The sequence below is a fragment of the Rhizobium sp. CCGE531 genome (genome assembly GCF_003627795.1).
Lineage (GTDB): Bacteria > Pseudomonadota > Alphaproteobacteria > Rhizobiales > Rhizobiaceae > Rhizobium.
Map to the genome: position 1 here is coordinate 405,278 of NZ_CP032684.1, position 17,807 is coordinate 423,084.

Consider the following 17,807-nt stretch of genomic DNA (forward strand, 5'->3'; position numbering starts at 1 on the left):
GAGGTGTTTTTTTCCTGCTGTCATGCTATTGACTTCAACACAGCTTTTACGACATTTCCGTCAGTTGCGCCGACGGGGGACGAGAGGCTGCAGCTATCCGAAACAATTCGTGGAGAATACGACCATTCGCAGACCCTTTAAAACCGATGCGCCCGTAAAGGACGGGCCACGTTCCAACAGGGAAATTCGCGTTCCCAAAGTTCAGCTCATTACAGCTGACGGCCAGAATTTGGGCGTTGTGCCGATCGACCAGGCATTGAGAATGGCAGAGGAGGCCGGTCTCGATCTGGTGGAGATTTCCCCCAATGCGGAAGCGCCTGTGTGCAAGATCCTCGATCTGGGCAAGCTGAAATATGCCAACCAGAAGAAGGCCGCCGAGGCGCGCAAGAAGCAGAAGATCGTCGAAGTCAAAGAAATCAAGATGCGTCCCAACATCGACACCCATGACTATGAGGTGAAGATGAAGGCGATCGGCCGTTTCTTCGAGGAAGGCGACAAGGTGAAGGTGACCTTGAAGTTCCGTGGCCGCGAAATGGCCCACCAGGAACTCGGTATGAAGCTTCTTCAGCAGGTCAAGGAAGATACGCTCGAGATCGCCAAGGTGGAAGCCGAGCCCAAGCTCGAAGGCCGCCAGATGATGATGGTGCTTGCGCCCAAGTGAGGCGCAGGTTGAAATAAGAGGTCGGAGCCGTCCCATTGGGCGGCTTTTTCCTTTTTTGCAGTCGGGTCGCTCGTTGTCATCGATCTGCAAAGATTCACGCGCTCGGCCCGTTGCACTTCAAGGCAAGTGCGGTTATAAGCGCGCGTCCGAACTGACCGGCAGGGCATGCCGTGGCGGTTCAGAATGCTGGCGGGGCGGTTCATCACCGGATCCGCCGTTCAACAACAAACGCTCCGGCACCTTGTTGCAGCTCGGCCTGTCCGGATCTGTGGGAAGGGCTTTTTAGCAAAGCGCGCCAGGAAGCATCGAAGGAGTAGCAAAATGCCCAAGATGAAGACGAAGTCCTCTGCCAAGAAGCGGTTCAAGATCACCGCAACCGGCAAGGTCAAGGCAGCCGCTGCTGGCAAGCGCCACGGCATGATCAAGCGTAGCAACAAGTTCATTCGCGACGCCCGCGGCACCATGGTTCTCGCAGAACCGGATGGCCGTAAGGTTATCAAGAACTACTTGCCGAACGGTCTCTAAGACTATTCGTAACGCTATAGACTAAGGAGATCATGATATGGCACGCGTAAAAAGAGGCGTTACCGCCCACGCCAAGCACAAGAAGGTTCTGAAGCAGGCTCGTGGATTCTACGGCCGCCGCAAGAACACCATCCGTACCGCCAAGGCCGCCGTCGACCGTTCCAAGCAGTACGCTTACCGCGACCGCAAGGTCAACAAGCGCAACTTCCGCGCCCTCTGGATCCAGCGCATCAACGCTGCCGTCCGCGAATTCGGCTTGACCTACGGCCGCTTCATCGACGGCCTGAACAAGGCTGGCATCGAAGTCGACCGCAAGGTTCTCTCCGACATGGCGATCCATGAGCCGGAAGCTTTCGGCGCGCTCGTCGCTGCCTCCAAGAAGGCGCTGGAATACCTCAAGGACGCCGGCACGAAGAACGAGTTCGAAGCAGCCGTTAACTAACGCTGCCTCGCACGTCTTTCGTAAATTCATTATGAAACCCGCGCTGGCGAAACCGGCGCGGGTTTTGTGTTTTGCAGCATACGCTTTTCCATCGTGTCAGGCTGTCTTGTCGGGCGAGGCCCGAAAAACGGGCCGCGCATCAGGCGACAAGTGCCAAGGACCGCATTCTTGGCGTGTTTTTGTCATTTGCCCGGTTGATTGGCCGCTTGCACATGGATAGTGATCTGCAGCGCCTCATCGTTGCCACAAGCTGTCTGATGCGGGCGTTCATCCACTATTCCGCGGACTGAGCGGCGTTCCAAGCCCGCCGCCCGCAAGGCAGGACCAGATGACGGAACTCGTAACACTTGAAACCCAACTCATGGCCGAAGTGGCCTCGGCGACCGACGAACAGTCGATCGAGGCTGTGAGGGTCGCCGCGCTCGGCAAGAAGGGCTCGGTTTCGGAACTGTTGAAGACGCTGGGCTCGATGTCGCCGGAAGAACGGCAGACGCGCGGTGCTGCGATCAACGCCTTGAAGAATTCCGTCACCGATGCGATCAATGAACGCAAGGGCGCGCTGCGCGATGCCGCGATCGAGGCGAAGCTGAAGGCCGAGACCGTCGATGTCAGCCTGCCGGTCCGCTCATCGCCTGCCGAACGCGGCCGCATTCACCCGATCAGCCAGATCGTCGACGAGATCACCGCGATTTTCGGCGACATGGGTTTCTCGATCGCCGAGGGTCCGGATGTCGAGACCGATTACTATAACTTCACGGCGCTGAACTTCCCGGAAGGCCATCCGGCCCGCGAGATGCACGACACCTTCTTCTTCCAGCCGGATGAAAAGGGTGAGCGCAAGGTGCTGCGCACGCATACCTCGCCGGTGCAGATCCGCACCATGGAAGCGCAGAAGCCGCCGATCCGCATCATTATCCCCGGCAAGACCTACCGCCAGGATAGCGACGCGACGCATTCGCCGATGTTCCATCAGGTGGAAGGCCTAGTCATCGACAAGACCGCCAATGTCGGCAATATCCGCTGGGTGCTGGAAGAGTTCTGCAAGACCTTCTTCGAGGTCGACAATGTAACGATGCGGTTCCGCCCGTCCTTCTTCCCGTTCACCGAGCCGTCCTTCGAAGTCGATATCCAGTGCGACCGCTCCGGCCCGATCGTCAAGTTCGGCGAGGGCACCGACTGGATGGAAATCCTCGGCTGCGGCATGGTGCATCCGAACGTGCTGCGCTATGGCGGCCTCGATCCGGACGAATACCAGGGCTTTGCCTGGGGCATGGGCCTCGACCGCATCGCCATGCTGAAATACGGCATGCCCGACCTGCGCGACTTCTTCAACGCCGACGTCCGCTGGATGAACCACTATGGCTTCCGCCCGCTCGACATGCCGACTTTGTTCGGCGGTCTGAGCGCGTAAGGAAGGGATAAAGCACATGAAATTCACACTCTCCTGGCTGAAAGAGCACCTGGAAACGGACGCCACGCTCGATGAGATCTGCGCCCGCCTGACGATGATCGGGCTGGAAGTGGAGGAGGTCGACGACAAGGCGGCGTTCAAGCCCTTCGTCATCGCCAAGGTTCTGTCGGCTGAAAAGCACCCGCAGGCCGATCGCCTGAAGGTGCTGATGGTCGATACCGGCATCGGCGCGCCGGTTCAGGTGGTCTGCGGCGCGCCGAATGCGCGTGCGGGCCTCGTCGGCGCCTTCGCTGCCCCGGGTACCTATGTTCCCGGCCTCGACGTGACGCTTGCGATCGGCAACATCCGCGGCGTCGAGAGCCGCGGCATGATGTGCTCGGAAAAGGAGCTGGAAATCTCCGACAGCCATGACGGCATCATCGACCTGCCCGAAGATGCGCCCATCGGCACGAGCTTTGCCACCTATGCCGGCCTCGACGATCCGGTCATCGAGATCAACCTGACGCCGAACCGCCCGGATTGCACCAGCGTCTACGGCATCGCCCGCGATCTCGCCGCTTCCGGCCTCGGCACGCTCAAGCCGCACAAGGCACCGTCTTTCGCCGTCGAAGGCGAAACGCCAACCGAGTTGAAGATCGATCTGGACGATATCAGGCTTTGCCCCGGCTTCGCCCTTCGCCTCGTGCGCGGCGTCAAGAACGGCCCGAGCCCGAAGTGGATGCAGCAGCGCCTGCTCGCCATCGGTCTGCGCCCGATCAGCGCGCTGGTCGATATCACCAACTACATGACCTTCGACCAGGGCCGGCCGATGCACGTCTTCGATGCCGCCAAGGTCAAGGGCAATCTGGTCGTGCGCCGCGCCAGAGACGGCGAGACCGTGCTGGCGCTGGATGAGCGCGAATACAAGCTCAACCCCGGCAATGTCGTTATTTCCGATGATAATGGCGTCGAGTCGATCGGCGGCATCATGGGCGGCGAGCATTCCGGCTGCGACGAGAACACCACGGATGTGTTGATCGAGTCGGCGCTCTGGGACCCGATGAACATCGCCAAGAGCGGCCGCAGCCTCGGCATCATCACCGATGCGCGCTATCGTTTCGAGCGCGGCGTCGATCCGGAATACATGGTGCCCGGCCTCGAGCGCACGACGGAGCTGGTGCTTGCCAGCTGCGGCGGCACGGCCGCCAAGGCCCAAGTCGAAGGCTACAAGGGCTATGAGGCCAAGGTCGTCGATTTCCCGCTGTCGGAAGTCAAGCGCCTGACCGGCCTCGAAGTCTCGGCCGATGAGAGCAAATCCATCCTGACGAAGCTCGGCTTCTCGGTCTCCGGTTCCGGCGAGCGCATTTCGGTCGCCGTTCCCTCCTGGCGCCCGGATGTCGACGGCAAGGCCGATCTCGTCGAAGAAATCATGCGCATCCACGGCGTCGACAACATCAAGCCGCAGCCGCTTAGCAGCCATGCCGCCGTCAACGGCAAGATCCTGACAACGCTGCAGATCCGCACCCGCACGGCCAAGCGCGCGCTTGCCTCGCGCGGCATGCTGGAAGCCGTCACCTGGTCCTTCATTTCCGAAGACCAGGCCAAGCTCTTCGGTGGCGGCTCCACTGCGCTGAAGCTTGCCAATCCGATCGCTGCCGATATGTCCGACATGCGTCCGTCGCTGTTGCCGGGCCTGCTTTCGGCCGCGCAGCGCAACGCCGACAAGGGCTATGGCGACGTCGCGATCTTCGAAGTCTCCGGTACCTACGAGAATGACACGCCCGAGGGCCAGCGTCGCGTCGCCGGCGGTATCCGCCGCGGCACGGCAACGCTTGCCGGCGCCGGCCGCATGTGGTCGAACGCCGCCAAGGGCGGCGGCAAGCCGGTCGACGTCTTCGATGCCAAGGCCGATGCTCTCGCTGTCATCGAAGCCTGCGGCCTGCCGATCGGCAATATCCAGATCGAGCAGGGCGGCCCGGCCTGGTATCACCCCGGCCGTTCCGGCACCATCAAGATAGGCCCGAAGGTCGTGCTCGGCTACTTCGGTGAATTCCATCCGAAGACACTGGAAGCGCTCGACGTGTCAGGCGCGCTCGCCGGCTTCGAAGTCTATGTCGATGCCATGCCCGAACCGAAGAAGAAGGCGACGCGCACCAAGCCGGCACTGGAGCTGTCTCCGTTCCAGGCCGTCAAGCGCGACTTCGCCTTCGTGGTCGACAAGTCGGTAGAAGCCGGCGCCGTCATCCGCGCCGCCGTCGGTGCCGACCGCAAACTGGTGACCGGCGTCAACGTCTTCGACATCTTCGAGGGCGCATCGCTCGGCGAAGGCAAGAAGTCCATCGCGATCGAAGTGCAGATCCAGCCGGCCGAGCGCACGCTCACCGACGAGGATTTCGAGGCCCTGACGCAGAAGATCGTGGCGAATGTGACGAAGTCGACGGGTGGGGTGCTGAGAGCGTAATCGGCTGCTGTTGAGTTTGCGGAGAGTGCGATACCCCGCTCTGTCGCTGTCGCGACATCTCCCCCACAAGGGGGGAGATTGGTAACTCGCGGGCACGCCTTATCTCAAACGAATATCGAATCCGCTGAAATTGCCGTTTATTGTCTTACGAGGGACGAGCGGCAAACTCCCAACGATCTCCCCCCTTGTGGGGGAGATGTCACGATAGTGACAGAGGGGGGTATCAGAGGTGCGGCATAGTGAAAGCAGCCAGCACTCACCGATGCAGATGATACACCTTATTCACCACGCTCCACCGCCCATCGATTTTCACCAATGATAGATAGTCCGAAAACCGCATGCCGGCGAATTCGTCGACGACCTTGACGCTGGCCGCATCGCCTTCGATGTCGATCAGCTCGATTTCCATCAGCGGTATCGTGTCCGGGGGCGCGCTGCCTTGTTCGACGATGGCGGCAATGAATTCATCCCGCGTCATCCATTCCACCGCGCCTTGATAGTTGCCGATGATATCGGCTCGCGGATGGAAGGCTTTGCGCAGCGCCGGCTCGTTCGCGAATGCCATGCCATCGACATAGAGATGAACAACCGCACGGATTGCTTGCTCTTCCGACATCTCGTCATTCCTCGTTTGAGTATCCGGTAAACTATCACAGGTGAGTCCGGCTCGCAAAACTCGCGCCTGAAATCGACCTATTCCACGAAAACCCGCACGCTTGCCGCCCGTCCGGCCGCATCGATGACGGTCAGCGTCGAATAGCCGGCGCCGTCGGGCGTCCACTGGTTGGTGCGGCGGCGCGACATGTCGGGCAGCGGCTTGCCGTTGGCGAGCCAGCGGAACGGCGCCCGGCCTCCTTGCAGCTTCAGCGCCAGCGGCATGATCTCGTTGCCGCCGCCTGCGCCGAGATCGACGCGCGCCCCTTCCGGCGGATAGACGATCTGCGGTGCCGGCTCGCGGCTCGAAGCGGCCAGCAGCCCGGCGGCGGTGACGGAAAAGCGCCGCTGGCTGATCGGCAGTTCGGTCGGCGCGATACGCACGGCGCCCATCGGAGCCGGAGGGAAGGGGGTTATGGCGACGCCCGATTTGGCGAAGGCTTCGAACAGGATGGGGGCGGCCGAAACATAGCCCGCCAGCCCCGGCACGGCGCCATTGTCCGGCCGGCCGACCCAAACGCCGAGCACATGTGCGCCGTCATAGCCGATCGACCATGCATCGCGGTTGCCGTAGCTGGTTCCGGTCTTGTAGGCGATGCCCAGCTGCTTGCTGCCGCGCGGCGCGATGATGTCCGAGAGAATGTCGGTGATATTCCAGACCGCGATCGGCTCCATCAGGGGCTCGCCGTCAATCGGTCCCGGCTCGTCCTGGATGCCGTCGCCGATCCGCATCGCCTTGCCGCGATTGGCGAGCCCGGCATAGAGCTGAACGAGGTCCTTCAGCGTGACGCCAACGCCGCCGAGGCCGATCGCAAGGCCAGGCGCTTCGTTCGGCGGCAGCTTCGGCTTCACCTCGGCGCGGCGGAAGCGCACCAGCAGCCGCGTCGGTCCGACAGCGTCGAGCAGGCGCACGGCCGGCACGTTGAGCGACAGCTGCAGCGCCTGGCGCACGCTGACATCGCCCTGGTAGGTCATGTCGAAATTGCGGGGGCGGTAGCCGTAGAAATCGGCGGGGCGATCCTCGATGATCGTCTCCTGCGCCACATAGCCCTGCTCGAAGGCAAGGCCATAGATGAAAGGCTTCAGCGTCGAGCCGGGCGAGCGCAGCACGCGGGTCATGTCGACCCAGCCCGAGCGGGAAGAATCGAAATAGTTGGCCGAGCCGACTTCGCCGAGGATCTCGCCGGTCTTGGCGTCGGCCATGATCATGGCGACCGAGACCTTCGGTCCGAGCCGCTTTGCCGCCGTATCGGCAACGGCTTCCAGGCCCTGCTGCACGTCGCGCCGTAGCGTTGTCTTGTGCTTGATGATGCCGGGCTGTTTGCGGAGCGCCAGCTCGGCCAGATGCGCGGCATAGGCCGGCAATTGCCGCCGCTGAGCCGGAATAGGGGAGAGCGACGCCCGTTCCGCTTCGCCTTCGCCGATAACAGTGGCGACGGCGGCGCGCTCGAGGACGCGGTGGCGGGCGGCCTGGGCGGCGGCGAGGTTGCGGTCCGGCCGGCGCCTTTCCGGCAGCTGCGGCAGCGCCACGAGCAGGCCTGCCTGCGCGACGGTCAGGTGCCGCGGCTCCTTGCCGAAATAGGCAAGGCTCGCGGCTCGAACGCCCTCCAGATTGCCGCCATAGGGCGCGTGCGTCAGGTAAAGGTCGAGGATTTGTTCCTTGCTGAGCCGCCGCTCGATCTGGATGGCGCGGACGACCTGCAGCAGCTTCGCCGTCATCGAACGCTCGCCGCGCGGCTCGATCAGGCGCGCCACCTGCATGGAGAGTGTCGAACCGCCGGAGACGATACGGCCATGCGTGACGAGTTGCAGGATGGCGCGGCCGATCGCCATCGGATCGACGCCGTGGTGATCGTAGAAGCGGCGGTCCTCATAGGCGACCAGCATGCGCAGATATTGCGGATCGACATCGGCAACGCCGGTCTTCAGCCGCCAGCGGCCCTCGGGCGTGGCGAAGGCGCGCAGGAGATCGCCATTGGCGTCGAGCACCTCAGCCGAGACCACGCGGGCACCGTCCAGCGGCGGCGGATAGGCGCGGTCCGCAGCCTCAAGGCCGAAGACCAGCGCCACCGCCGCCGAGGCAGTGGCTCCGAAGCCGATCGCAATCTTCCATCGTCTCTTCATGACGGCTCTTACTTCTGTGCAGCAAGCACCTCCATGCGGCCCATCGCCGTGCGGGCCGAGAACTGCGGACGATACATGTCCTCGACGCTTGCGGCCGGATGATCGTAGACGCCGGGGGTCACCGCGCGCACGACATAGGCGAAGGTCAGGTCACGATCGGCGCCGGAATTCTGATCGAAGGCTGCGACGAAGCGGTCGTTGCGGAATTCGACATGGGCCGGCTGAACGTCGCTCAGCCAGTCGAAATTCGAAAGCTGGGCGCTGTTGACGATGCTCGGATTGTCGATCTCGAAGCCGGCCGGCAGGAGATCGGTCACCAGCAGGCGCTGCGGCCAGTCGTTACTCTCCGTCACATGCAGCACGACGACATAGCGCTCGTTCTGCTGTGCCTGGCTGACATTCGCCTCTTCGCCATCGAGCGTGTAGTACTTGCGCTCGATCTTGAAGCCGTTGCCGCCGGCCGGCAGCGGCGCAACCGGAGCCGCGACCGTGGTGACGGCTGCCGACAGTGGCTGGCGCGTGGTGTTGGTGACGGTCAGCGGATGGCCCATCAGCGCGTCGCCTGACATCTGCGCCATGTAGGTGCCGCTATGGGCAGCACCATTGACATCGAGTGTCAGGCCATCATCGCCATTCTGCAGGGCGCGGGCGGCAAGCAGCATCCAGGTCTGTTCCTGCGTGCTGGTATATTTCCGGCTCTGCCAATCCTTGGCGACGACGCTCGCGAGTTCGGGAATGATCGGCGGCACGGGGCGGCTTTCGGCGGCAAGCGCCAGCACGGCGGCACCATCGCGCAGCGAAGAACCGTAATCCGAGCGGATGAAGCTGACCTTGGTGACCGCCGCCTTCTGCGACATCTGCAGCGAATCCACGAAGATGTTGCGCGAGCGCTGCGCGTCTCCGTAAAGCGCCAGTGCCGCGGCCAGATGCGCCTTGGAGAGCGGCGTCGGGAAGTCGTTCAGCATCGTGTCCGCATAGTAGCGCAGATCGCTGATCGAGGCTTTCTTGTTGCGCGCCAGCACATAGAGCGCATAGGCGATCTCGTTGCCGTTGTCCTTGACGTTGGTATTGGCGCTCAACGAGTTCTGGAGGTTCTCCAGTGCCTGCACCATGGCCTGGTCCGGCACGTTGTACTTCTGCTCGCGCGCGCGGGTCAGGAAGTCGGTCACATAGGCGTCGAGCCAGAGATCGCCCGAGCCAGGGCTCCAGAGGCCGAAGCTGCCGGTCGAGGACTGGTAGGACATCTCGCGATAGATGGCATCCTGCACGCGCTTGCGGATCTCGCTATCATCAGCAAGGCCGTTTTTGACCGCCATGTCGCTGAAGTAGAGCAGTGGCAACGCGCTGCTCGCCGTCTGTTCCGCGCAGCCATAGGGATAGTGGCTGAGGCTCATCAGCAGCGCCGGCACGTCGAAGGCGCTGGAGCGGCTGACATTGACGCTGACCGCGGCGCCGGGCAGCACGCTGTCGGCAAGAAGGTCGGCATTGACCGTCAGGCTCTTGCCAGGTGCCAGCGCGATGATACGTCGTTCGGTGACCGGCAGCTGTGCCGGACGAACGGGAATATCGACCGATTGATCGAGCGACATGCCCGATGCATTCGACAACTTGATCGAGATCGTGCCGTCGCCGGGCTGTCCGCCGGTCAGCGGCAGCGTGATGTTGTATTTGCCGCCGGCCTGCAGGTTGACCTTCTGCTGGGTGGCGCTTGCGTCCACGTTCACGGCGTTGTTGCCGGTAGCCGCGAGCGTATACTCGCCGGCAGGCGCGTCGGTGTTGGCGACATCGAGACGCAGGTTCGCCTTGTCTCCGGGCGCCAGGAATTTCGGCAGGCTCGCGGTGACGACGACGGGATCGCGGATGATCACGTCCCGTGTCGCGTGGCCGACGCCGGCCTTCGACCAGGCAACGGCCATCAGCCGTGCCGTGCCGTTGAACTGCGGAATGTCGAAGCTGACATTGGCCTTGCCGTTGGCATCCAATTTGATCGAGCCGGAGAAGAAGGCGATCAGCTTTTCCTTCGGCGGGCTTGCCTGCAAGGCCGCCTGTCCGCCGTCGCCACCGGTGCGCAGCTTGCCGGTCGCCCCAAGCGAGCCGTCGATGAGGCGACCGTAGATGTCGCGGATTTCGAGGCCGAGCTGGCGCTGGCCGTAATACCAGTCGTCCGGTGCCGGCGGCTGGTAGCGTGTCAGATTGAGGATGCCGACATCGACCGCGGCGATCGTGACATAGGCGTCCTCGTTGGCGCCTGCGCCCGCGACCTGCAGAGCGACGTTGAGCGGTTGACGCGGCAGCGTCTTCTGCGGCGCGTCGATCTTGACCTGCAGCTTGCGCTCGCCCGGATCGACCGGCGCCCATTTGATGCCGATGGCGCGCATCGGCATGCGGCTTTCCTGGGCTTCGCCCGGACGGAAAAGTGTGGCCGTCAGATAGGTGCCAGCACCCCAGTCGGCGGTGACGGGAACATCCACTTCGCCGCCATTGGCGCCGATATCGGCGTTGGTGACAGAGATCAACGTTTCGGAACCCGCCGTCACCATCAGCTGGCCGGCATAGCGAGAGGTTACCTTGAGCTTGGCGGTATCGCCGACATGGTAGCTTTCCTTGTCGAGCGCGATCTCAAGCGCATCCGGCGTTTCCGTCGAGGTGGAGGCCACATACCAGCCGGCATTGAACTCGACGCTGGATTCCGGGCCGTTCGCATCGGCGGTCGACACTTCGAGGCGGTAGCGGCCCCAGGTGACGGGCATGGAAATCGCCGCACCGTCCGTCGTCGCATTGACCGTGCCGATCGCCACCTGCTTGGTGGAGATGATCGGCTCATACTTCCAGCTGCTGCCGTCGCGATACCATTGATAATTGCGCTCGATGCTGAGGAGCTTCCAGGTCAGGCCCTGCATGGCCTGCTTTTGGCCATTGGCATCGACAGCGATGACGTGGAAGTTGCCGACGGCATTTTCGCCGAGGTCGCCGTCGAATTCCGGCTTGATGCCGATGCGCGGCCCATCCGCCTTGACGGGCAGCGTCAGCGAGCGCTCGACGGCGCGGCCGCCGGCTTCCTGCATACGCACGGTGATATTGGCGTTCAACAGTTGCGTGGTCGAAGGCGTGTCGTTGATCGTGACGTTGAAGGTGGTCTTGCCGTTCTCATCCAGCGCTTGCAGGTCTTCGAGCGGCACCTGCGTGCTCTCGGCCTTGCTGTCGCCGCTGCTGCCGTCCTCGTCATTATTATCATTATTGTCCTTGCCCGCGCCTTCATCGGCGAGGCCGAACTGATAGCCCTTATAGGCGTCGCTCTGGCGCGTCGGCTTCAGCGACACTTCGCCTTCCAGATTGAGGCCGGCGGCCGGTGCGCCATAGAGGTAGCGTCCATCGACATTGACCGGCGTCGGCTGGCCGACCTCGATCTCCTTGGCGTCGCTCTTCATGTCGAATTCGATGCGATCCGGCACGAAGTCGTCGACGAGGAAGGTCTGCGAGCCGATGGAGGAGCCCTTCGGATCGGTGTAGATGTTCATCGTCCAGGTGCCGCGCATCGAGGTCTGCTGCAGCGGCAGGTCGACATTATAGCCGCCAAGCTTGCCGCCGTCGGTGACGATGCGGCGGTCTTCCACGCCATCCGGGCGCAGGAAGACGAAGGTGAGCGGCAGGCTTTCGACCGCCGTCGAGCTGACGTCGCGGGCAAGTGCCGAAGCATGCACTGTCTCGCCGGCGCGATAGATGCCGCGTTCCGTCCATGTCAGCAGGTCGATCGCGCCGGGCGCTGTTCTGCCAGCCACACCACGGTCGGAAAGATCGAAGCCGGCGCGCGTCATGTCGAGGAAGACATAATCCTGATCGCCGTTCTGGGCAGTGATGACGGCCGGCGTCATGCCCGCCGTGCCGCGCATCAGGCCAGCGCTGAAGGTGGCGCGGCCATTGTCGTCGGTCTTTGCCGTGCCGAGGATTTCATTGTTCTTGGCGAGCAATTGCAGCTGAATGCCGGCAAGCGGCTTGGCGCTGCCGAGCGAGCGGGCGAAAACGCTCAGCCCGTCGGTGCCGGCATAGGTGGTGACGCCGATATCGGAAACCACGAACCACTGCGTTGCCTGCGGGTCCCATTCATGGCCGCCGCTCTCGGGCGCAACCGCCGTCAGCACGTAGACGCCGGGCTTGCGTTTCGGCAACACCTCGTCGACCGGGAAGCTGGTCGCGACTTCCTTGTTGAGCTCCTGCTTGATCTCGATCGAACCCTGCCAGACCAGCTCGCCGTTGGTGTCCCGGACGGTCTGGGCGCTGTAGCTGTCCATCTGCGTCAGGAACTGCGAGCCGTTCAGCAGCTGCGGTATATTGCGGTCGCCGATGCGGTAGAGCTTGAGGTTGGCCGTATTGGCATTGACCGAAATGATCGGAATGCCGCGGCGTGCGGTCGAGGGCAGGACGAAATTGTCACCCGTGAAGCGCAGCGAAGCCGTGCGATCCTTGACGTAGACGTCGACATTGACCTGCGAGGGAAGATTTTCCTCCACCGAGGAGGGCAGGCCGGCGCGCAGCGAAATGCGGTAGTGCTGGCCGAATTCCAGGCCTTCGACGCAGATCTGGTTGTCCTTGGCATCGACGCCCTTCGGCGCGGCGTTATTGACGGTGACGAAGGGGGTATAATCGACGCCGCTCTTCACCAGTTTTTCGGAGAACTGCACGCAGGCGCGGGGCGAGGCGTTGTCGTTGTCGAGCGTATTGCCGGTGACGCGGAAGCCCTGGCGTGCCCTCAGGTCGTCATACGCTGCCTGGATGGCGGCCGAGCTGGTGAGTTCGAGGCTTGCCTTGTAGGCGCTGAGCGCCGGGCGATAGTTCTGTGCATTCTTCAGCGACTCGGCAAGCACGGCCAATGCATCGGCGCGGCTCGTTCTGGTGCGGGTCAGCTGGTAGCCGTTGAGCGCGGCGTAGGCGGCCCTCGTTGCGACGGAGGTATCGTTCGTGATCGTATTGGCGGCGCGCGCCATCTCGATCCACAGATCGCCATTATCGGGGCCGAGCGAGAGTGCGCCCTGGAAGGCGTTCAGAGCATTGTTGACGTTGCCCGAGGTCAGCTCGATGCGGCCGAGCGCGATCAGGCTCTCGACACCCTGGCCCTTCAGCTCGTTTCCGAGCGTCAGCGTGCTTTTCGCGTCGCGCGCGCTCTGGACGAAATTGTCCGAAAGGAAGGAAAGGGCGGGTGCCGCGCCGATATCAGGCTCGCTGGTGGCCGCCGTCTCGACGATCTTGCCGGCGATCGCGCCGGGGAAGCTGTTCAGCTGGTTGAAGTCCGACTTCATGAAGCACCACTTCACCTTCGGATTGTAGGTGAAGGCCTTGCAGGACTTGTCGCCGATACAGGAGGCCGAGCATTGGTCCAGCGTCACATTCTGCTCGGTGCGCAGATCGAAACCGAAGTAATCGCCGTCCTTCGTGGTGACCACCTGGCGCTTGACGTCGGCAGCGGCCAAAGGGTTCAGAGAGGCGAAAGTGGCGAGAAGAAAAGCAGAGAAGCCGATAAACGTGCGCTTAGACATAAGTCCCCCCGACACTGCCCATTTTTGATGGCGCAATCTTCAAATTTCGGACCCGTTTGTCAACCGAGCGTCGAGCTCCGGCGTGAGCTTCGCGCCAGTGACATTCTGCCTAGAAGTTTGAAAAGGCCCGCAATTCAGGCGATTCGCATGTTCAGCTGCTCTTAGGTAGGGCTTCATTTTTCTTTTTCAGTCCCAAAATGACACCGGCCTTGATGGCCGGTGTCTTCGTTAGGGCGGAAGGAGCAGCCCATTTGTCATATATTCGTCATGGCAAGGGAGGCATCCGTATACCGTTTGCCGGCGACCGTTTCGGGTGAGATGATGCTGCCGAGTTCCTTCAGCTCCCGCGGTGACAGCGCGATATCGGCAGCCGCCGCATTCTGCTCGAGATGATGCAGCTTGCGCGCCCCGGGGATCGGCACGATATCGTCACCCTGATGCAGCACCCATGCGAGCGCCAGTTGTGCGGCGGTCACGCCCTTTTCTTGGGCAAGCGCTTCGAGCCTGGCGACCAGGGCCGCGTTGGCATCGAAATTCTCGTCCTGGAAGCGTGGCAGCGAGCGGCGGAAATCATCGGCGGCCAGATCGTCGGTGTTGCGGATCGCACCGGTCAGGAAGCCGCGGCCGAGCGGGCTGTAGGGCACGAAGCCGATGCCGAGCTCGCGGCAGGTGGCGAGCACGTCCTCTTCCGGATCGCGGCTCCAGAGAGAATACTCGCTCTGCACGGCGGCGATCGGATGCACCGCATGGGCGCGGCGGATGGTGGCGGCACCGGCCTCGGAAAGGCCAAGTGCCCGCACCTTGCCCTCTCTCACCAGTTCCGCCATGGCGCCGGCCGTGTCTTCGATTGGCACGTTCGGATCGACGCGATGCTGGTAGTAGAGATCGATGACATCCGTGCCGAGCCGTTTCAGTGAGGCTTCGGCGACTTGCCTGACATGTTGGGGCCGGCTGTCGACGCCGACTATAGCGGCTGGGCCGCTTTTCGTGTGATCGAGCCTGAAGCCGAACTTGGTGGCGATGACCACGCGGTCGCGAACCGGCTTCAGTACGCGGCCAAGCAGCTCCTCGTTGGTGAAGGGGCCATAGACTTCAGCAGTGTCGAAAAAGGTGACGCCGAGCTCGACTGCCCGATGGAGCGTCTTGACGGATTCGGCCTCGTCGGTCGCGCCATAGGCAAAGCTCATGCCCATGCAGCCGAGCCCAACGGCGGAAACGGTGAGATCCTGACCAAGCCTGCGGGTTTTCATGGTGTGTTCCTCTTGAGACGTATGGAAGCGGCAGTGGTCGATGTTTGCTGCCTACACGCTCAAGTTAGGGTCCGACATAATGAATGAAAATCCATGCAAATCCTTACAGGCTGTTCTATAATTTAGATCAATGAATAGAACTCAGCTTTCCCAACTCGCGGTATTTGCCGCCGTCGCCGCCCATCGCAGCTTCCGCGCTGCCGGCAAGGAACTGTCGATCGCACCCTCCGCGGTCAGCCATGCCGTGTCCAGCCTCGAGGAAAGCTTGGGCGTGCGGCTGCTTGCCCGCACCACGCGCAGCGTGCTGCCGACCGAGGAGGGCCAGGCGCTGCTCCAGCGGCTGGCGCCGGCTCTGGAGGAAATCGATATCGCATTGGAGGATACGCTTGCGACCCGAGGCCGTCCGGCCGGCAGTCTCCGCATCACCGCACCGCGCTTTGCCTCCGATCTGCTGATGGCGCCGCGCATCGGCGATTTCCTCAATACCTATCCCGATATCACGCTGGAGATCGCCAACGAGGACGGCTTCAACGATATCGTCAAGGACGGCTATGACGCCGGCATCCGGCTCGAGGAAAGCATCGAAGGCGACATGATCGCGGTGAAGGTCTCGCCTGACATCCGCACCGTCATCGCCGGCTCCCCGGCCTATTTCGAGAAACATCCGAAGCCGCTGCATCCGCGCGATCTCGTCCATCATCGTTGCATCAAGCGCCGATTTACCGATGGCTCGATCTATCGCTGGGAATTCGAGAAGGATGGCCAGGAACTGGTCGTCGCCATCGATGGACCCTTGATCGTGATCGAGGATCGGCTCGGGGTTCTGGCGGCCGTCAACGGCGCCGGGCTTGCCTACCTGTTCGATATCCGCGTGCGGCAGGAACTGGCCGAAGGCAAGCTCATCCGCGTACTCGAGGACTGGTGCCCGCCCTATCCCGGTTTCTGCATCTATTATCCAAGCCGCCGCCAGATGCGCCCGGCGCTCAGAGCCTTCATCGATTTCTTCAAATACACCGGATGAGGCAGAAGGAAGCGGCCGGATCGCCCGGCCGCCTTTTGGATATCGCAATTCAGGCCGCTGCCTTCTGATTGACGCCGCTGTTTGCAAGCTTGGTCAGAGTCTTGTCGGTGTTGGTTTCCTGCTGCAGCGTCTGGTCAAGCAGGCCGACAGCCTCCTTGAGGCCGAGCGTCTGCGCCCAGGTCTTCAGTGAACCGTAGCGCGCCATTTCATAATGCTCCACGGCTTGTGCCGAGGAGATGAGGCCGGCATCGAGGGCGGGAGTACCCTTGAATTCCTCGATGATCTCTTCACCTTCGGCGAGTATTCCCTCGATCGCGTCACAGGTCTTGCCTTTGGCGCGTTTGCCCATCAGCTCGAAAATCTGCTCCAGACGCTCGACCTGCCCTTCGGTTTCCTCCCGGTGCTTTTCGAAGCCTGCCTTCAATTCGGGGGATTGGGCGGCGCGCGCCATCTTCGGCAGTGCCTTCAGGATCTTCCGCTCGGCATAGTAGATGTCCTGCAAAGTGTCATGGAAAAGGTCTTCCAGCGTCTTGTCCTTGGACATGGCTTCCATCCTCGTTTTTTGGGGTGTCACTGACGGTGACCCTCTTACAAGCGAACGGCAGCGCTATTGTTCCGAAGAAATCGGGTGGCCAAATTTTTTAAAAAGACGGAATGTTGAAGCATCCATGGGGAATTGGGGGGGCTTGCCGATGAGAAAACCGGGGTCGATGAAGGGCTTGGAGGATCTAGGTCGCGTCAGACTGTCGAAGAACTTCTTCTTCCGAGACTTTCTACATTCGGAGATCGCCGATTTCTATCGCATTCCCAATATCCCCGAAGACCCCGATCTGGCGATCGAGTCTGGCCGCAGGCTCTGCGAGGAATTGCTGGAGCCGCTGGAGACGACCTTTGGCCGGCTACATATCCGCTCCGGCTATCGTTCGCCCGAGGTCAATGCCTTCGGCAACAGGAACGGGCTGAATTGCTCGACCAATCCCCACACCGCCGCGCACCACATCTGGGATATGCGCGATCTTGACGGCTGCATGGGCTCGGCCGTCTGCATCGTCGTACCGTGGCTCATCGATCACCACAGCCATGAGGGCGATTGGCAGAAGCTCGCCTGGTGGATCCACGATCATTTGCCCTACGCTTCGCTCTGCTTCTTCCCGAAACTATGCGCCTTCAATATCCAGTGGCACGAGCGGCCGAAGCGGACGATTCAAAGCTTTGTCAGCCCACGCGGGATGCTGACCAAGCCGGGCATGGCCAACTGGGAGGGCGATCATTCCGCCCATTATGAGGGCTTTCCGAGGCTCAGAAGCTGACGCGGTAGCGGATATGACCATCGCTCTTCACATAGGTGTCGTAGAGCTTGCGGGCGGTCGCATTGCCTTCTTCGGTATGCCAGTAAAGCCGGGCCCAGCCGTTCGTCTTGCAGAGCGCGACGAGGTCATCCAACAGCGCCCGGCCGACGCTGCGGCCCCTAGCGCTTTCGTCGACGAACAGGTCTTCCAGATAGCAGTCGGGTGCGCGCACCCATGTGCCCTCATGCGTGAGAAAGAGCGTAAAGCCCTTTACCTCGCCGTCGACCTCGGCCACGCGCATGAAGATTGCCGACGCCGGATCGAAGACCCGGCGCCATGTTGCATCGGTGATGTCGGGCGCGATGCTGACGCCGTAAAAGGCCAGATATCCGTCCCACAACGCACGCCAGCGCGCTTCGTCTTCGGATCTGGCATCTCGGATCGTCACGGTCATCGGCC

General features: G+C 62.2%; 13 protein-coding genes. 7 read left to right on the forward strand and 6 right to left on the reverse strand.

Translation table 11 applies throughout. The features are described from left to right. The first annotated feature begins 124 nt into the window (after positions 1-124). The 5 genes from infC to pheT all read left to right on the forward strand — a co-directional run bounded on the left by infC (position 125) and on the right by pheT (position 5,479). Positions 125-661 carry a translation initiation factor IF-3 gene (infC, locus tag CCGE531_RS01990; RefSeq protein WP_184461881.1) on the forward strand — a complete coding sequence of 179 codons (537 nt, stop codon included), beginning with the start codon at positions 125-127 and terminating at the stop codon, positions 659-661. Between the two features lie 321 nt (positions 662-982). Next, on the forward strand, positions 983-1,186 hold the full coding sequence (rpmI, locus tag CCGE531_RS01995; RefSeq protein ID WP_003544621.1) for a 50S ribosomal protein L35: 204 nt from the start codon (positions 983-985) through the stop codon (positions 1,184-1,186). A gap of 37 nt (positions 1,187-1,223) precedes the next feature. Continuing rightward, positions 1,224-1,628, forward strand: coding sequence for a 50S ribosomal protein L20 (rplT, locus tag CCGE531_RS02000; RefSeq protein ID WP_120662683.1), 405 nt, complete (start codon positions 1,224-1,226; stop codon positions 1,626-1,628). A 328-nt stretch (positions 1,629-1,956) separates the two neighbouring features. Then, positions 1,957-3,039 (forward strand): phenylalanine--tRNA ligase subunit alpha, encoded by a 1,083-nt coding sequence (gene pheS / locus CCGE531_RS02010; RefSeq protein ID WP_120662684.1) that lies wholly within the window; start codon positions 1,957-1,959, stop codon positions 3,037-3,039. A gap of 16 nt (positions 3,040-3,055) precedes the next feature. Beyond that, a complete protein-coding gene (gene pheT, locus CCGE531_RS02015) occupies positions 3,056-5,479 on the forward strand; it encodes a phenylalanine--tRNA ligase subunit beta (RefSeq protein ID WP_120662685.1) in 2,424 nt (807 codons plus the stop codon). A gap of 256 nt (positions 5,480-5,735) precedes the next feature. Here the strand turns inward: pheT and CCGE531_RS02020 are convergent, their stop codons facing one another. From CCGE531_RS02020 to CCGE531_RS02035, 4 genes are all read right to left on the reverse strand, one after another. Continuing rightward, on the reverse strand, positions 5,736-6,095 hold the full coding sequence (locus CCGE531_RS02020; protein WP_120662686.1) for a nuclear transport factor 2 family protein: 360 nt from the start codon (positions 6,093-6,095) through the stop codon (positions 5,736-5,738). Positions 6,096-6,172: 77 nt separating this feature from the next. After that, the gene (pbpC, locus tag CCGE531_RS02025) at positions 6,173-8,257 is read right to left on the reverse strand and encodes a penicillin-binding protein 1C (RefSeq protein WP_120662687.1); all 2,085 of its coding nucleotides are present in this window, start codon (positions 8,255-8,257) and stop codon (positions 6,173-6,175) included. 8 nt (positions 8,258-8,265) lie between these two features. Then, the gene (locus CCGE531_RS02030) at positions 8,266-13,788 is read right to left on the reverse strand and encodes an alpha-2-macroglobulin family protein (RefSeq protein ID WP_120662688.1); all 5,523 of its coding nucleotides are present in this window, start codon (positions 13,786-13,788) and stop codon (positions 8,266-8,268) included. A 254-nt stretch (positions 13,789-14,042) separates the two neighbouring features. Next, on the reverse strand, positions 14,043-15,038 hold the full coding sequence (locus CCGE531_RS02035; RefSeq protein ID WP_120662689.1) for an aldo/keto reductase: 996 nt from the start codon (positions 15,036-15,038) through the stop codon (positions 14,043-14,045). Between the two features lie 130 nt (positions 15,039-15,168). On the opposite strand from CCGE531_RS02035, the gene CCGE531_RS02040 reads away from it, so the two are divergent. Beyond that, positions 15,169-16,059, forward strand: a complete 891-nt coding sequence (locus CCGE531_RS02040) for a LysR family transcriptional regulator (RefSeq protein WP_120662690.1) — start codon at positions 15,169-15,171, stop codon at positions 16,057-16,059. 49 nt (positions 16,060-16,108) lie between these two features. Here the strand turns inward: CCGE531_RS02040 and CCGE531_RS02045 are convergent, their stop codons facing one another. Beyond that, on the reverse strand, positions 16,109-16,603 hold the full coding sequence (locus CCGE531_RS02045; protein ID WP_120666388.1) for a ferritin-like domain-containing protein: 495 nt from the start codon (positions 16,601-16,603) through the stop codon (positions 16,109-16,111). Positions 16,604-16,751: 148 nt separating this feature from the next. Here CCGE531_RS02045 and CCGE531_RS02050 point away from each other — a divergent pair, with 148 nt between their 5' ends. Then, positions 16,752-17,369, forward strand: coding sequence for a hypothetical protein (locus CCGE531_RS02050; protein ID WP_120662691.1), 618 nt, complete (start codon positions 16,752-16,754; stop codon positions 17,367-17,369). On the opposite strand, the gene CCGE531_RS02055 is transcribed toward CCGE531_RS02050, so the two are convergent. Beyond that, the gene (locus CCGE531_RS02055; RefSeq protein ID WP_120662692.1) at positions 17,359-17,802 is read right to left on the reverse strand and encodes a GNAT family N-acetyltransferase; all 444 of its coding nucleotides are present in this window, start codon (positions 17,800-17,802) and stop codon (positions 17,359-17,361) included. The two genes, CCGE531_RS02050 and CCGE531_RS02055, sit on opposite strands and share 11 nt — an antisense overlap. Between the last annotated feature and the right edge of the window lie 5 nt (positions 17,803-17,807).

What these genes read in the sequence shown, in the direction of transcription:
- rpmI (WP_003544621.1), top strand. Translation starts at nt 983, where the DNA reads ATGCCCAAGATGAAGACGAAGTCCTCTGCCAAGAAGCGGTTCAAGATC.
- rplT (WP_120662683.1), top strand. Translation starts at nt 1,224, where the DNA reads ATGGCACGCGTAAAAAGAGGCGTTACCGCCCACGCCAAGCACAAGAAG.
- pheS (WP_120662684.1), top strand. Translation starts at nt 1,957, where the DNA reads ATGACGGAACTCGTAACACTTGAAACCCAACTCATGGCCGAAGTGGCC.
- pheT (WP_120662685.1), top strand. Translation starts at nt 3,056, where the DNA reads ATGAAATTCACACTCTCCTGGCTGAAAGAGCACCTGGAAACGGACGCC.
- CCGE531_RS02020 (WP_120662686.1), bottom strand. Translation starts at nt 6,095, where the DNA reads ATGTCGGAAGAGCAAGCAATCCGTGCGGTTGTTCATCTCTATGTCGAT.
- pbpC (WP_120662687.1), bottom strand. Translation starts at nt 8,257, where the DNA reads ATGAAGAGACGATGGAAGATTGCGATCGGCTTCGGAGCCACTGCCTCG.
- CCGE531_RS02030 (WP_120662688.1), bottom strand. Translation starts at nt 13,788, where the DNA reads ATGTCTAAGCGCACGTTTATCGGCTTCTCTGCTTTTCTTCTCGCCACT.
- CCGE531_RS02035 (WP_120662689.1), bottom strand. Translation starts at nt 15,038, where the DNA reads ATGAAAACCCGCAGGCTTGGTCAGGATCTCACCGTTTCCGCCGTTGGG.
- CCGE531_RS02040 (WP_120662690.1), top strand. Translation starts at nt 15,169, where the DNA reads ATGAATAGAACTCAGCTTTCCCAACTCGCGGTATTTGCCGCCGTCGCC.
- CCGE531_RS02045 (WP_120666388.1), bottom strand. Translation starts at nt 16,603, where the DNA reads ATGTCCAAGGACAAGACGCTGGAAGACCTTTTCCATGACACTTTGCAG.
- CCGE531_RS02050 (WP_120662691.1), top strand. Translation starts at nt 16,752, where the DNA reads ATGAGAAAACCGGGGTCGATGAAGGGCTTGGAGGATCTAGGTCGCGTC.
- CCGE531_RS02055 (WP_120662692.1), bottom strand. Translation starts at nt 17,802, where the DNA reads ATGACCGTGACGATCCGAGATGCCAGATCCGAAGACGAAGCGCGCTGG.